The following is a 14,506-nucleotide window of genomic DNA, read 5'->3' as shown; positions in this document are numbered from 1 at the left end:
GTCATTTTTTAAAAACTAACAATTCATCTACTATCTGGCTAATTTTTGCCGCAGAATCGTGCCAGGAAAACCGTTGAACATTAGCATCACCTTTGTTGATTAACTCTGTTCTCAATCTGCTGTCCAGTATGATTTTCTCCATTGCGGATGCTATATCAGCCTCATTTTCGGGATCAAAATATATAGCACTATCACGCAATACTTCTGGCATAGAAGCCATATTTGAAGATATAACAGGACACCCACAGGATTGAGCTTCTAAAGGTGGGATACCAAAGCCTTCGTAGAAAGAAGGGAAAACAAAAGCCAACGCATTCTGATACAAAGAAATCATCTCGTCATCATCAACTCTTCCCATGAACTTAATTTTATTGGAGTCTTTTATTAATGAAGTGAAATCTTGTTTAGAGAAACTTGTGGCTGTTTTACCAATAATCTTCAGTGAAACGTTGTATCTATCACCGAGTAATTCAAAAGCTTTTAACATACCGTGAAAATTCTTGTGAAAATTTGGTGATGACACAGCCAATAAATACTTTTCAGAATCTTTAGCACGAGTAGCTCTCTTAAATTCGTCGCTAACTGCATTATAAATTATCGCTATTTTTTCATTAGGATAACCATATACATCATTAATTTCTTTTTTTGAAAATTCACTAACAGTGAGTAATTTTTTACTATGCCTTAACATCATTGGAATCAAAAAACCATAAAACAATCTAAATTTCTTTGAAAAGCTTTTGGGGTATCGTTTATATGTTACATCATGATGAGTTACTATTTGATTATCATAGAAAACAGGTGCAGTACTGCCTAAATTAAGCAATAGTCCTGACCCATTAAGCTTCAAATAACGGGGTAGTTCGATTTGCTCCCATAGATGCCCGCTTTTACTTCCAACTTCAACAACTTTAAGTCTCTCTGCAACATCTTTTCTCAACACACCAGGTGGAGATACAAAGACCAGATCATCGCGTATATCTTTTAATGACAAAGATATTTGTTCTGCAAACCGCTGAACACCCGTAAGTTCTTGAGTCAAATATCGCGCATTAACAAATAACATATTGCCACCCTTTACATTTCAATCCAAAAGCAATTAAAAATCCCTTCAATAGTTAACGCGTATACGCCGCAACATACTTATTAGTGATTTCACTGCAGTTAAAAAGCACATCATTAGTTACTTCAAAATTCTTTATAGAAAAATCTATTTTATCCATATCTTCCATGAAATATATTATGGGGAATAGTTTTCCAAGTTCTGATATTCCACCAACCGCATTGGTTAAAACAAATTTGTTTGCCAATACAGATTCCAGAACAACACGTCCAAAAGGTTCTCTCCATTTAATGGGAAGAACAACAATATCTACCTGGGAAAGGAACTGACTGGCAGGAATAAAACCCAGTAAATTAACACCTTTTCTCTTAGCTAAACCCTCTAACTCTTCCCCAGATTCAGAACCAATAAAACGACCTGCTGCATAAAACTTCGCAGTTGGATATTTATCTTTGAATCTGTCGACAAGTTCACAGTATACGTCAAAGCCTTTGTCTTTCGTTAGACGTCCGATGAATCCAAACCGCAACTCTTTGGACTCAACGTTGTCGATTGGCATTTTTTCTACGGCATTATAAATATATTCGGATTTTGCATTTGGAAAAAAACCATTTTTAATGTGAAATTCACGAATAAAATCACTGATGCCAATATATAGATCGACGTTTTTGCTCGCCTTTTTCTTTCCAAATGACCAGAGTTTCACACTAGACTCTTCAGGTCCCATATTTCTATTTTGTGAAAACATTGTTGAGTTTGGGTGGAAAAGATAATAGTCTCGAGATGTATGAATCAACCTACTACCTGTATTTTTAATCGCTGACCAAATAGCGACGGAGAATCCGGCTATATTGTTTGTATGAACGACGTCAGGAGAAAAATGATTGATTTCTTTTGAGATGGCTCTAGCCATAAATATATTGTAACTATCAATGATATGCCATATCAGACGTTGTATCTTGCCCTTTCTTTCATCATCAAAGGGCCAATAAATATTCTTCAGAGGCAAGTAGACAACTTCAACATCATTTATAGTATTTTTGACTCGTTCTTTCCTTTGATGTAAACAAATAACTCTAACTTTATGGCCTTTCCGTGCTAACTCTTCCGCTAATAACTGAACTGACACTTCTGCGCCGCCAACTTTGTTAGGATGATAGAGTGTATTTACGATCATGATTCTCATAATATAATCACTTGCCTTATAAAATCGTTTTGTATAACCACTCACTTATATTGAAATAATTAATACAAAATATGATAATCAAAGAAATTACTGCCGTACCGCCCCATGATAATACATACTCCCTAAATGTTACGCCAACAACAGGACGTACAAATAGAGGATAAACAGCAATACTCATCACCAACTGTGCAATTGACAGTGACATAGCTACTAAACTAAGGCTCGAACCAATTAAAGAAATAAAGACAATAGCAATAACAATAAATCCAGCCCAAACATTCCACATAAATTCTTTTTTTGTTGTACCATTGGCTTGTGAAATCGCCCCTGTCAGGCCCCCCATAGGACGTAAAACTCCTAACAAAAGCATGTAAGGTATCAGTTCGGCAACTTTCTCGTGCCCTGAGCCATACAATAGTCGGACACCAATAAAAGCGCCCAACCCAATAAATATATAAACTACTGAGCTATAATTAATTATTAAAAACACTGATTTCAGAAATAACTTTTTCACATCTTGCGTTGAATTCTGTTTTTCAGCAAACCGAGGTAATGTCAGACGATTAATAACAGGAGTAATCAATTTTAGTGGCTGTAAAATCAACTCCTTGGCCAGCGAATATACTCCTAAGAACTCTACTCCAAGAAACTTACCAATAATAAAAGTATCGGCTTGTGTTCTCAGTTGGTTAATTGTTTGTGAGCCTAGTTGAAAACTGCCGTAGTGTAACGCTTGTTTGAATGTCGTTTTACAGAATGCAAATATCGGACTCCACGATCTGTCCCCCATAGTAAACATGAACAACAGTCTCAAAGAAGCATTCAAAAACTGACCAATAACAACAGCAGAAACTGTAAAACCTAAAAAATAAATTAGCGCGATCGTTGCTAAAAAAGAGAGTAATTTAGAGACCATCTCAATTTTAGCCAGAGAAACCAGAAATTTGTTTTTTACAAAATGAGCCTGGTATTGAGACATTGCACCAAGAATAAAAAAGTTCAGACTTACCAAACCGAAAAGATAGGTAAGCTCTGGCATATCGTAAAAAAAAGCCAGTGGATATGCCAATACCAATATCAAAACGCCGGTCACAAGACCAAAAAAAACATTAACCCAGAATATCGTGCTTTGCTCTCGTGCAGTGATCTCTTGTCGATGAATAAGATAACTACTCATCCCCATATCCTGGAGGACCATCGCCACCATCAAAACAGCATTGATAATGGCAAGAACACCCAACTCTCGAGCATCAAATGAACGGGCAATTACTCCGAGTTGGGCCAGTTGTATAACTGCTGCAAATACTGTTCCTGATAGTAACCATACCGCTTGCTTTTTTACGCTGTTGTCAGACTTCATTTTTTATTAACTCTAATAGCTCAGCATTGAGTTTTTCCTGATTAAATTTAGCAACGATCGTGTCTCTAGCATTCTGAGTGATACTGCGAGTACTTCCATCTTTCATTAATACCAAACACAATAAATCAGCCAGTTGCATCGAATTCCTTTCCTCTGCCAACCAGCCAGAAACACCATTCTCAATCAACTCTGGAATGCCACTATGTTGAGTTGAAATAACAGGTAATCCGACTGACATAGCCTCCATGAGGGCAACAGGAATACCCTCCATATCTCCATCAGCTGCAGTAACAGAGGGCAATAAAAATACATCTGATTCTGAGAGAATAGTCTTTACTTTATCTTGTGAAACAAACCCAAGAAGCTTAACTTTATTCTCTAAACCAAGATTAAGAATAAGTTTATGCAAACTCTCATGAAGAGGTCCTGTGCCAATAATCCAATATTCAAAATCGATGTTATCATCTTTCAAAATAGAACATGCCTTGATTGCATACTCTAAGCCCTTCTTCTCCGTCAAACGAGCCACACTGATAATTTTTTTTGCTTTTTCAGATGAAGTCCGTTCCTGATAAGCAAATCTTGAAATATCTATCCCCATTCTTGACACGTGAATTTTTCTTTCTTCACATCCCATGATTGCAATTTTTCCAGCCCATAACTCACTGATAGGCAAAATTAGCTCACTCTCACGAAAAAGAGTTTTATAATCCTCCTTAAAATCAGAAAGTGTTTTCTTATGCGAAACATCCAGCCCATGAAAAACAGTAGCAAGTTTCCCCTTCAAAAAACCTATTTTTTTTAGCTTGTTTGCGATCACTCCTACAGTTCCAAAATGTGCAATAAATATATCAGAGTGAACTGTGTCATTATTTTTTGCTATAATTGTTGGCAACAACAAATTAACAGCATGCTTTCCATATTCAGTAAAATTAAGTGAGTTAAAGAATTCAGCTCGTTTGCTACCAGAAACCGTAGCGATTAGTCGAGAAAGCATTTTCTTCTTGCCGTTAGTGCTCTCTACTGGCAGTAAATAACGGACCTTTTCTTGCAGGTTATATCTTTCGACTATTTCGTGTTTTTCATCTACATTACCTGGCCATATGGAAATGATACTTACATCAATTCCCTTGTCGATAAAAGCAACAATTTGCTGAATGACGAATGTTTCTGAATAATTTGGAAAGTGGCTCAAGAAAAAAGTTACTTTCAATTTCGCCCCTCCAATTCAATTATTATCTCACTCATAATTTCTTTGCCTTTAATTCGCTCTTGCTCTACTGCAAAATTAACTTTTTCATTAAAACTTTCTAATTGCTCTAATATAGAATTTACTTTATTAATAATCGAGCCATCGATTAACGTTGAAACGTCTGATGAAAGTTCAGGAAGCCCTAATTGTCTCATAATGCCAGCAGATTTATGCTCATAATTGATAGCTACTGCAGGTGTTCCAAAGTTCATCGATATAATAGCAGAGTGCAATCGAGTCCCAATGGTTAACTGACATTGGCGTAGAATAGTACCTAACTCGACATCATTAAACTCGTCCATGACAACATGGTAATTATTTTTATTTTTCAGTTTATCGCCGACCTGAATGGCAATCATTCTATCGTCTTTATGATAACTATCTATGCCCGTACATGTTGATACGGCTATTATATTAAATCCATTAATAATTAAATTATCTATAAGGCGAGCAATGGCAACCTCATATTCATCTTGAGTTACGCCAAGACGTTTATCGAATGGAGCCAACTCTCGCATTGTGATCGCGATGCTTGGACGTTCAGTAGCAACCTTTATCCAGTGTTCCAAAGCATAATTATTGATTGATGTTGTATGGTTGACTAACCAAGCTGTATCAATGCCGGCAATCACTTTGCCTGTCGTGATATCACTTTTACTCATTAATTCTTTGCTGATATCCTCCCTTAACACCAACATCTTTACCTTTGAAAATACCAAATTGGCTATAATATTAAACTTTTTATTCTCAAATGGTCCAACACTATGTCCAATCATATAAATTGGTTTGTCAGCCAAAATAGCACATAGAGCATGTTCGAATTGGTTTTTACCATAGAGATCAACAAAAAATGATCCACCGACTTGCACTATAGCATCATACTTTTTTAATTCTTGTATATATTCATCAAACTCTTTTGGTAGCTTGAATAATTTAGAGAAAACTCCATTTTTTATACGAGATACTAATAATGAGGGTAAGCATCTATTTATTATTGCTTTAATTGCTCTGCCCTTAAAACCACCATTTTTCTTGAAGTGATAGCGATAAAGTATATCATCTTCAACTTTTCGTCCTAACAAATAGGATGAACTAACAGAATAACGACTTATAGCTGAAACCTGAATACTTGGATCAATTAGCTCTATTGACTCGATCAAACCTCGCAATATGGCGCCATCTCCACGGTTCCCGCACGTATGGTTTCCCACAAGTAAAAGTTTCATGTTACCCTCAAATATTTTACAAAAAATAGCAACACCGCAAGCGGTATTGCCTAATTTTAAAATAGATTAATTTAAATTATAAATTATGATTTTTCGTTAGAGCGATATTCATACTGGTAATATCCATAATCACCGTAATAGCTGCTGGCACGTTTTTCCACAGCATTGAGTATTACCCCTTTAATATCTATCCCATTCTGATTAAATCGGCGGATACTAATTTCCATTTCTTTAACTGTATTAACTGCGAACCTGGCAATCATAAGGCTTGTGCCTGCATTGTGCCCAATAATAGCAGCATCAGTTACAGCAAGAATTGGCGGTGTATCTATCATTACGATATCGTAATTTTTTCCTGCCCACTCAATCAACTCATTAAAACGAGCCCCCATTAAGAGCTCAGAAGGATTCGGTGGAATAGTACCTCGAGGAATAAAATCTAAATTCTCAATCTCTGTTTTCCTGACTGCGGACTCTTTCGAAACCTGTTGCGATAAAATATCTGACAGGCCATTTTGCCAGTTAGTATTGAGAAGAGTATGAGAATAACCTTTCCTCATATCAGCATCAATCACCAAAACACGCTGCCCAGCTTGAGCAATAACTGCCGCCAAGTTAATGCTTACAAATGTTTTACCGATATTTGGGCTAGCACCACAAATCATCAGTACATTATTCTTTGATTCCAACATAGCAAAGTGCAAGCTTGTACGAAGACTTCTTACGGCTTCAATCGCAAGATCTGCTGGATTGCCTACAGCAAGAAGCGTTTTCGAACGAGTATTACTCTTCTTATTATTACGGAGGATTGTTTCTATATCTTTTTTCTGCTGCCATTCAGAAAGTGGAATGCTTGCGTAAACATTAATACCCTGCTCCTCTAACTGATCAGGACTTTCAATGCCACGATGGAGCATATTTTTAACAAGTACAATAACAACCGCGATCGCTCCACCTAACAATGTCACAATAATAACAATCAAACTTTTCTTTGGTTTAACAGGGTTTGGTTGTGTTACTGCAGGATCGATAATCCGAACGTTACCTACTGTGCTAGCTTTGGTAATCGACAGTTCTTGCTGCTTGTTTAGCAATTGCATGTAAATCTCTTTGCCAGCATCTACATCACGCGTCAGTCGTAAAATTTCCTGCTGCGTTTGTGGCATTTTGCTTACACGTTTATCTAACTTATCTTTTTCTTGCTGAAGTGTAACCCTTTTCTCAAGTAATGCACGGTAGGCCGGATGCTCTTTGGTATACAACTTGGAGATTTCAGCTTCTTTGAACGTTAATTCATTGAGTTGGGCTTCAACACCTACAATGGTGTCCAATACCGATTTAGCTTCAAGAGATAAATCTACTGAGTCATTAGCCTGACGAAAACTATTAAGCTTATCTTCTGCTGTATTTAACGACTCTCTAACTAAAGGCAATTGTTCTTTCAGGAAAGCCAAACTTTTAGCTGCCTCTTCAGATTTTCGCTCAACATTTTGCACAAGATAATTATTGCTAATACTATCAATTATTTTTTTAATTCTTGCAGGATCATCTCCCATTAGAGTGAGGGAAAGGACACCTGTGTCTTTACCTTTATCTTCAACGGTCAATTCATCAAGTAATTGTAATGTGGCTGCCAATTTTGATAATTTACTGACTTCGAAAACTGTTCCTGGCTTAGCTGCAACTTCACTAACCAAGAGAGATACCCCATTCCCTGAAGAATATACCCCGACTTTTCCTTTAATTATTTCAGTTCCATCAAATTCAACCAAGTAATTATTCTTATCAATGATCGTAAGTTCTAATGGTTTCTCGATCATACTCTCGGGAATCGTGACGCGTGATACTGCAATTTGCCCAGGTACTTCTCCGACCAGCCGAGCCCAACCCCGACCGAACATAGGAAAATATTTTTGATTCACTACAGTATCAAGGTTTAAATCTTGAACTGTTTTACCCACAATCATTCTTGAAGTTATTAACTCAATTTCAGTCGATGAGCCTGGTTGCGAATTTGGCAGCATTTGTGAAATATTATTTACTAGAGAATTACCTTCATTCTGCTCAACTTGGACCGTTGCATCTGCCTGATATATTGGTGTCGCAAACAGACTGTATATAATACCGATTACAGCAAACAAAGCTGTAATCCCAATAATCAACCAACGATGATCGATTAATGTACCGACCAAACGCCCTAAGTCAATCTCTTCATTTTCCTTGCTGGCAGTAGAGACAGCTCTATTTTTTTCAGTCATTGTCATCTCTGTTTAGCGATTTAATGCTTGCGCCCACTTCTGAGCTGAGTCAGTAAGTAAACGATATACAAATTCAAATGCCTCAGCACTTTTACGATAAGGATCAGGAATCTCTCGTTGATCAAGCCAGTGACCAAAAAGCATTGTTTTTCCCCTCACCTCTGGAGCTAGTCGACAAACCGCGTCTATGTGTCCTTTCTCCATGACCAAAATAAGTGAATATTCCCGACACATCTCTTTCGTTAATTGCGTACCAACGTGCCCTTCTAAAGACAAGTTGTGCGCATTCGCTACAGAGATTGCAGTATCATCCGCAGCCTTGCCCACAAGCGCGCTAATACCTGCAGATGCTATTCGCTTGTTAGGTACAGATTGTTGAAGTAAGCGCTCCCCCGTAGGAGAACGGCAAATATTACCTACGCAAACAACCAATATTGAATCAAACATTGTTCATTCCTATGGCCAGTTACGAATACGCAGAGTGCCTTCGGTGAGGTCGTTAAAGCTGGAAATGGTCGGTGCCAATTGGCTGATCAAGCGGTTCCAGCGCACAATAGGTGCGGCCGTCACATAAACGACATCATAAGGCTGCAGTTGGAATTCTGCCCCCATAACCATTGCAGTTGCATCCGCCATATTAAGTTGGTAGATATCAGCCAACTTATTTCCCTGAGTACCATGGAGTGGGCGGATAACGAATACACCAGTAGCATCGGCTGCTGTTTGGCTGATCCCCTCACTGTTCCCCAAAGCCTCAGTCAGAGTCATCCCGCTTCTATCCATTTTCAACGTAGCCGGAGCTTTAACTTCTCCCATGACGAAAACTTTCAAATCGTCATTACGAGGTACGTAAAGGATGTCACCAGGGTACAGCAGGCGGTTTTGAGTCAGATCACCGTTCTGCATCAGCTTTTGCAACGACAAACGCTGCTCTTGGCCATTATGCGTTAATACAATATTTCGCCAATCTGCATTATCACTGAGTCCTCCTGCCGCATTGATTGCGTCGAGTACGGTGAGAGGTACGTTAGTTATGGGTTGTTGACCCGAAGTTTTCACTTCACCAGTGACATAGGTTTTCTGTGAGCGGAAAGCGGCAATGTTAACGTCAACTTGAGGACTTTCAATATACTGGGCCAATCGGCTCGATATCTCGGTGCGTACCTGGCTCGCTGTTTTGCCAGTCACTTTCACCTTGCCGATATAAGGATAAAAGATTGTGCCATCAGATTGCACCCAGTTCCCTGTATCACTGGCGCTACGATACTGACCTGCAGGGGTAGTTAACTCAGGATGATCCCAAACAGTAACGTTTAAGACGTCGCCGACACCGATGCGATATTCATAAGTACGTAGAGATGCCTCCAACAATGTATTAGGTTGAGCGACAACCTTCGCAGGGCGAAGCTTCTGGATTAATTTAGGAGTCACAGGATAGACATTCACCAACGAGTCAATATCAAAGTCACTATCCTCTTGTTTTACAACATCTTTCCCTGACGTGTTTAAATGTTGCCCGGGAAAAACCGTACAACCACTAATAATGCTGATTGATACCAATACCGATATCATTTTCAATTGTCGTTTTGCCATCGAGTTATCATCACTTTCAAAGTAAATGTATCCGCAAAGCTACAATGCAAACCAACCATGGCTGCATCTCTGTAACCTTACCAAAATGCCTCGGTTTATGTTCTCATCTCTAAACTGAGAAAAACCTCTTGCAATAAATCTTTAACGTTTATCTGCTGTTGATGAATACAAGGATATTATTATTAGCGAAGTAAAGTATTCAGCTTAAGCTCACACTAGTGATCTCTTACAACCATTAACGGTTATTACCCTTATAAAACAGAAAGTTGCTAAGATTGTACAACCTGATTCACAAAGAGAAATCGCGAAGACCAAAGGGTAAGACGGCCTGTAAGAGAATGTATACTAATATAAAAAATGAAACAGCGAAATTACCTAAGATTCAATGGGTGTGACAAATTGCCTTGGCAGCCACTGAACTCGCTGCCAGGTAACAAAACATCGCATCGATCCTAAAGTGACAATTTTTCCGCCCACTCGCGAAATGCCTTGCCCTGGGTGGGGTGACGCAGACCATAAGTAACAAACGCACGCAAATAACCCATCTTCTCCCCGCAGTTGAACGACTCCCCTACCAACTCTGTCGCTTCAACCGGTTTGTGCTTCAACAACTCGGCAATGGCATCTGTCAGCTGAATTCGCCCCCATACGCCCGGCTCGGTTTTTTCTAAAATCGGCCAAATATCGGCTGAGAGAACATAGCGCCCTACTGCAGAATAATTAGACTTCAACGGGACTTCATGGCCCGGTTTCTCGATGATCGAAGTCATCCGAGAACTTTCACCGGGTTGCAGCTTGTTGGCTTCACATTCAACCACCGAGTAGTCGTGTAAAACATGCTCATCGGCAGCCTGAACCAACACCTGACTCAGGCCTGTCTGTTCAAAGCGAGTAATCATATGCGGCAGGTTGTCTTTCTTCAGGTTGGCTTTGGCGTCGTCAAGCAAGACATCCGGCAATAGAACTACAAAAGGTGAGTCCCCTACCAGCGGCTTGGCACAAAGCACCGCATGCCCCAAACCTTTTGGTTGCCCCTGACGAATATGCATTAGCGTTACGCCTTTAGGGCAAATAGATTGCACTTCATCAAGCAACTGGCGCTTTACGCGCGCTTCAAGCATCGCTTCCAACTCGAAGGAAGTATCAAAATGGTTTTCGATTGCATTCTTGGATGAATGCGTCACCAGGATGATCTCTTTGATCCCTGCAGCAACGCACTCATTAACAATGTATTGAATCAGCGGCTTATCAACGATCGGCAACATTTCCTTTGGAATCGCCTTGGTTGCAGGCAGCATACGCATACCCAAACCTGCAACGGGAATGACAGCTTTTAACTTGGTCATGGTAATCCTCTTGATATCTTATGATCGTCTTCTCAGCCGTAATTCTTACTTGCTGTTCAGCGTTTGTTTCAACCACTGGGTAAAATCTTCGCCTTCAGAGGCGTGACGCAGCCCGTATTGTACGAATGCCTTCATATAACCCAACTTATCGCCGCAGTCATGCGATTTTCCGCTCATATGGAAAGCCTCTACAGTTTCCTGCCCCATCAAGGCAGCAATGGCATCGGTCAACTGAATTTCATCACCAGCACCCGGTAAGGTTTTTTCCAGCAGCGGCCAAATATCAGCAGACAAAACATAACGGCCAACCACCGCCAGATTTGAAGGTGCATCCTCAAGGGCCGGTTTTTCCACCACTGCAGTCATTGGAGTACTCTCACCTGCTGACAATGCCGCACCACCACAATCCACTACGCCGTATTTCGAAACATCCTGTTCCGGTACCGGTTCCACCATGATCTGGCTAAAACCGGTATCAGCGAAACGTTGAATCATTTTGGCCAGGTTTTCTTTACGCAGATCGGCAGTTGAGTCATCCAGCAATACATCTGGCAGCAGTACAACAAAAGGATCTTCGCCGACCATCGGCTTGGCACACAGAACGGCATGACCCAGACCTTTAGCCTGGCCCTGACGTACTTGCATCACAGTTACGTCTGCGGGGCAAATGCTCTGCACCTCTTCCAGTAACTGACGCTTGACACGTGATTCCAGCACCGCCTCGAGTTCGAAAGAGGTATCGAAGTGGTTCTCAATAGCATTTTTGGAAGAGTGAGTGACCAGAACAATGTCTTTAATCCCAGCTGCAACACATTCATTAACGATGTATTGGATCAGTGGCTTATCGACCACCGGCAACATTTCTTTAGGGATGGCTTTCGTAGCCGGCAACATACGGGTTCCCAGACCTGCTACGGGAATGACAGCTTTCAGACGTTTTTGCATATTTTTTATCCACAATCAAAAATTATAACGTAGCCGAACCAAGCCTTTTACAAGAGGCTTGCGAAGCTGTAGGGGAGCGATTGAGGCACGCTACCGCCCTTGGCTTTCAGCTACCAATGCACTGTCATCGTTCTCTATAGGCGACCAGGTCAGTCACGCTTTAATGTAAATTAAGGGACATAATCTTTTGTTAAGCGATAGTTAGATCACAAATAAAACAAAATAAATGCACCCTTATAACCAAACGATGATACTTGTAAATGTTTATGTGGCTAAGATTCTTATACTATTGTCCTATCGATACAAGCCTAAGATACCTATTAGGCATCCTTTTCAGAATAAGACTACCCACAGGAGCGGACTGAACAAAGTGTAGCAGCCGAAAGTATCTATAACGATTTGATTTTTAAAAAATTATGTTCACGCTGTTTTTATCAACAGGCGTCTAAACCTATACTCCAGAAATTACGCACCTTTTCAGAAAATCCCCCATTTCTCGTTGTGTGACATTCTGAACGCCTGCTACAGAGACGCGTTTTTATGCATTATTTTTGCTTGGTATTTCCATCGCGCAGTTGTATTCCCTGTTTTAATGTTGAATTTTCCCGGCCCAGCACCCATCATTCGCTTGCGGCATAAGCCGTCGAACTTACAGGTGAAATTGGGCGTATGGAATGGATCGCAGATCCAACAATTTGGGCCGGCCTGGCCACTCTGGTCGTGCTGGAAATCGTTCTGGGTATAGACAACCTTATCTTTATCGCCATCCTGGCGGAAAAACTACCGAAGCATCAAAGAGATAAAGCCCGCATTGTGGGGTTATTGTTGGCGTTGCTGATGCGCCTGGCGCTGTTGGCCTCCATCTCATGGTTAGCGACACTGACTCAACCGTTGTTTTTTGCCGGCGGACATCCCTTCAGCGGCCGCGATCTGATAATGCTGGTTGGGGGTATCTTCCTGCTGTTCAAAGCCACCATGGAGCTCAACGAGCGACTGGAGGGTAAAGATGAAGAGCAACAAGGCCAGCGCAAAGGCGCCCGCTTCTGGCCAGTGGTGGCACAAATCGTGGTGCTGGATGCGGTCTTCTCGCTCGACTCGGTGATCACCGCCGTCGGCATGGTCGATCACCTGGCAGTCATGATGCTTGCGGTTTGTATCGCTATCGGATTGATGTTGCTGGCCAGCAAGCCGCTGACACGTTTCGTCAATGCCCACCCGACGATTGTCATCCTGTGTCTGAGCTTCTTGCTGATGATCGGTTTCAGTCTGGTTGCCGAAGGCTTTGGCTACCACATTCCGAAAGGTTATCTGTACGCCGCGATTGGTTTCTCAGTGATGATCGAAGCCCTGAACCAGCTATCGCAGTTCAACCGCCGCCGTTTCCTCTCGACAGCACGACCACTGCGCGAACGCACCGCAGAAGCCGTGCTGCGCATGTTGAGCGGCAAGCATGAAGAAGCGGAAATCGACAACCAATCCGCCAACCTGTTGGCCGATAGCGGCAATGAAAGCGGCGAAATTTTCAACCAGCAGGAACGCCATATGATAGAGCGCGTGCTGGGTATGGCGCAGCGTACGGTAAGCAGTATCATGACCTCTCGCCATGATGTGGAATATCTCGAGTTAAATGATCCGCAGGAAAAGCTGACCCAATTACTGGAAAAAAATCAGCATACGCGCATTGTGGTGGTGGAAAACAGCGCCAGCGATGAACCTCTCGGTGTCATCCATACCATTGACGTGCTGAAGCAGCAGTTAGCCCAGGCGCCGCTCGATTTACGTGCATTGGTGCTGCAGCCGCTGATTTTCCCCGAGCAGTTGACCCTGCTGAGCGCCCTGGAACAATTTCGTCAGGCACAGACGCATTTTGCCTTTGTCGTAGACGAATTCGGCTCGGTTGAAGGGATAGTCACGCTGACCGATGTGATGGAAACCATTGCCGGCAACCTGCCGGAAGCCGGAGAGGAAGTCGATGCCCGGCACGACATAGTGCAAAATGATGACGGAAGCTGGACCGCCAACGGCTATATGCCGCTGGAGGATTTGGTGTTGTATCTGCCATTACCGCTGGAAGACAAGCGTGAGTATCACACGTTGGCCGGCCTGCTAATGGAACACAGCCAGCGCATTCCCCAGGAAGGCGAGCAGTTGCGGATCGGTGACTACCTGTTTGAACCGCTGGAAGTCAGTAGCCACCGTATTTTGAAGGTAAAAATCACCCCGTTGTTGGTACCAGAGCCGGACTACGAGGTTTAAACCGGGGCCGGGCATCGCCCG

At 41.6% G+C, this 14,506-nt stretch carries 11 protein-coding genes; 1 reads left to right on the top strand and 10 read right to left on the bottom strand.

Annotation, left to right across the window (positions count from 1 at the left end; genetic code table 11):
- Nucleotide 1 precedes the first annotated feature (1 nt).
- The 10 genes from E5C26_RS08055 to galU form a co-directional block, all read right to left on the bottom strand.
- Nucleotides 2–1,066 carry a glycosyltransferase family 4 protein gene (locus tag E5C26_RS08055; RefSeq protein WP_135315823.1) on the bottom strand — a complete coding sequence of 355 codons (1,065 nt, stop codon included), beginning with the start codon at nucleotides 1,064–1,066 and terminating at the stop codon, nucleotides 2–4.
- A 52-nt stretch (nucleotides 1,067–1,118) separates the two neighbouring features.
- On the bottom strand, nucleotides 1,119–2,240 hold the full coding sequence (locus E5C26_RS08050) for a glycosyltransferase family 4 protein (RefSeq protein ID WP_240775926.1): 1,122 nt from the start codon (nucleotides 2,238–2,240) through the stop codon (nucleotides 1,119–1,121).
- A gap of 25 nt (nucleotides 2,241–2,265) precedes the next feature.
- A complete protein-coding gene (locus tag E5C26_RS08045; protein ID WP_135315821.1) occupies nucleotides 2,266–3,609 on the bottom strand; it encodes an oligosaccharide flippase family protein in 1,344 nt (447 codons plus the stop codon).
- Nucleotides 3,599–4,822, bottom strand: coding sequence for a glycosyltransferase (locus E5C26_RS08040; RefSeq protein WP_135315820.1), 1,224 nt, complete (start codon nucleotides 4,820–4,822; stop codon nucleotides 3,599–3,601). The genes E5C26_RS08045 and E5C26_RS08040 overlap by 11 nt, the downstream gene beginning before the upstream one ends.
- Nucleotides 4,819–6,087 carry a colanic acid biosynthesis pyruvyl transferase WcaK gene (wcaK, locus tag E5C26_RS08035; RefSeq protein WP_135315819.1) on the bottom strand — a complete coding sequence of 423 codons (1,269 nt, stop codon included), beginning with the start codon at nucleotides 6,085–6,087 and terminating at the stop codon, nucleotides 4,819–4,821. The genes E5C26_RS08040 and wcaK overlap by 4 nt, the downstream gene beginning before the upstream one ends.
- An 83-nt stretch (nucleotides 6,088–6,170) precedes the next feature.
- Entirely contained in the window at nucleotides 6,171–8,345 is a 2,175-nt protein-coding gene (gene wzc, locus E5C26_RS08030) for a tyrosine-protein kinase Wzc (RefSeq protein ID WP_135315818.1), read from the bottom strand.
- A gap of 12 nt (nucleotides 8,346–8,357) precedes the next feature.
- Complete coding sequence (locus E5C26_RS08025) at nucleotides 8,358–8,792, bottom strand: arsenate reductase/protein-tyrosine-phosphatase family protein (RefSeq protein WP_135315817.1); 435 nt, start codon at nucleotides 8,790–8,792, stop codon at nucleotides 8,358–8,360.
- A gap of 9 nt (nucleotides 8,793–8,801) precedes the next feature.
- Nucleotides 8,802–9,938, bottom strand: a complete 1,137-nt coding sequence (locus E5C26_RS08020; protein WP_135315816.1) for a polysaccharide export protein — start codon at nucleotides 9,936–9,938, stop codon at nucleotides 8,802–8,804.
- Nucleotides 9,939–10,390: 452 nt separating this feature from the next.
- Complete coding sequence (locus E5C26_RS08015; RefSeq protein WP_135315815.1) at nucleotides 10,391–11,284, bottom strand: sugar phosphate nucleotidyltransferase; 894 nt, start codon at nucleotides 11,282–11,284, stop codon at nucleotides 10,391–10,393.
- A 45-nt stretch (nucleotides 11,285–11,329) separates the two neighbouring features.
- Entirely contained in the window at nucleotides 11,330–12,229 is a 900-nt protein-coding gene (gene galU, locus E5C26_RS08010) for a UTP--glucose-1-phosphate uridylyltransferase GalU (RefSeq protein ID WP_135315814.1), read from the bottom strand.
- A gap of 669 nt (nucleotides 12,230–12,898) precedes the next feature.
- Here galU and E5C26_RS08005 point away from each other — a divergent pair.
- A complete protein-coding gene (locus E5C26_RS08005; protein ID WP_135315813.1) occupies nucleotides 12,899–14,485 on the top strand; it encodes a TerC family protein in 1,587 nt (528 codons plus the stop codon).
- The last annotated feature ends 21 nt before the right edge of the window (nucleotides 14,486–14,506 follow it).

This window comes from Serratia proteamaculans, assembly GCF_004684015.1.
GTDB classification, from domain to species: domain Bacteria; phylum Pseudomonadota; class Gammaproteobacteria; order Enterobacterales; family Enterobacteriaceae; genus Serratia; species Serratia proteamaculans_F.
This window is presented reverse-complemented; position numbering and strand designations above follow the sequence as displayed.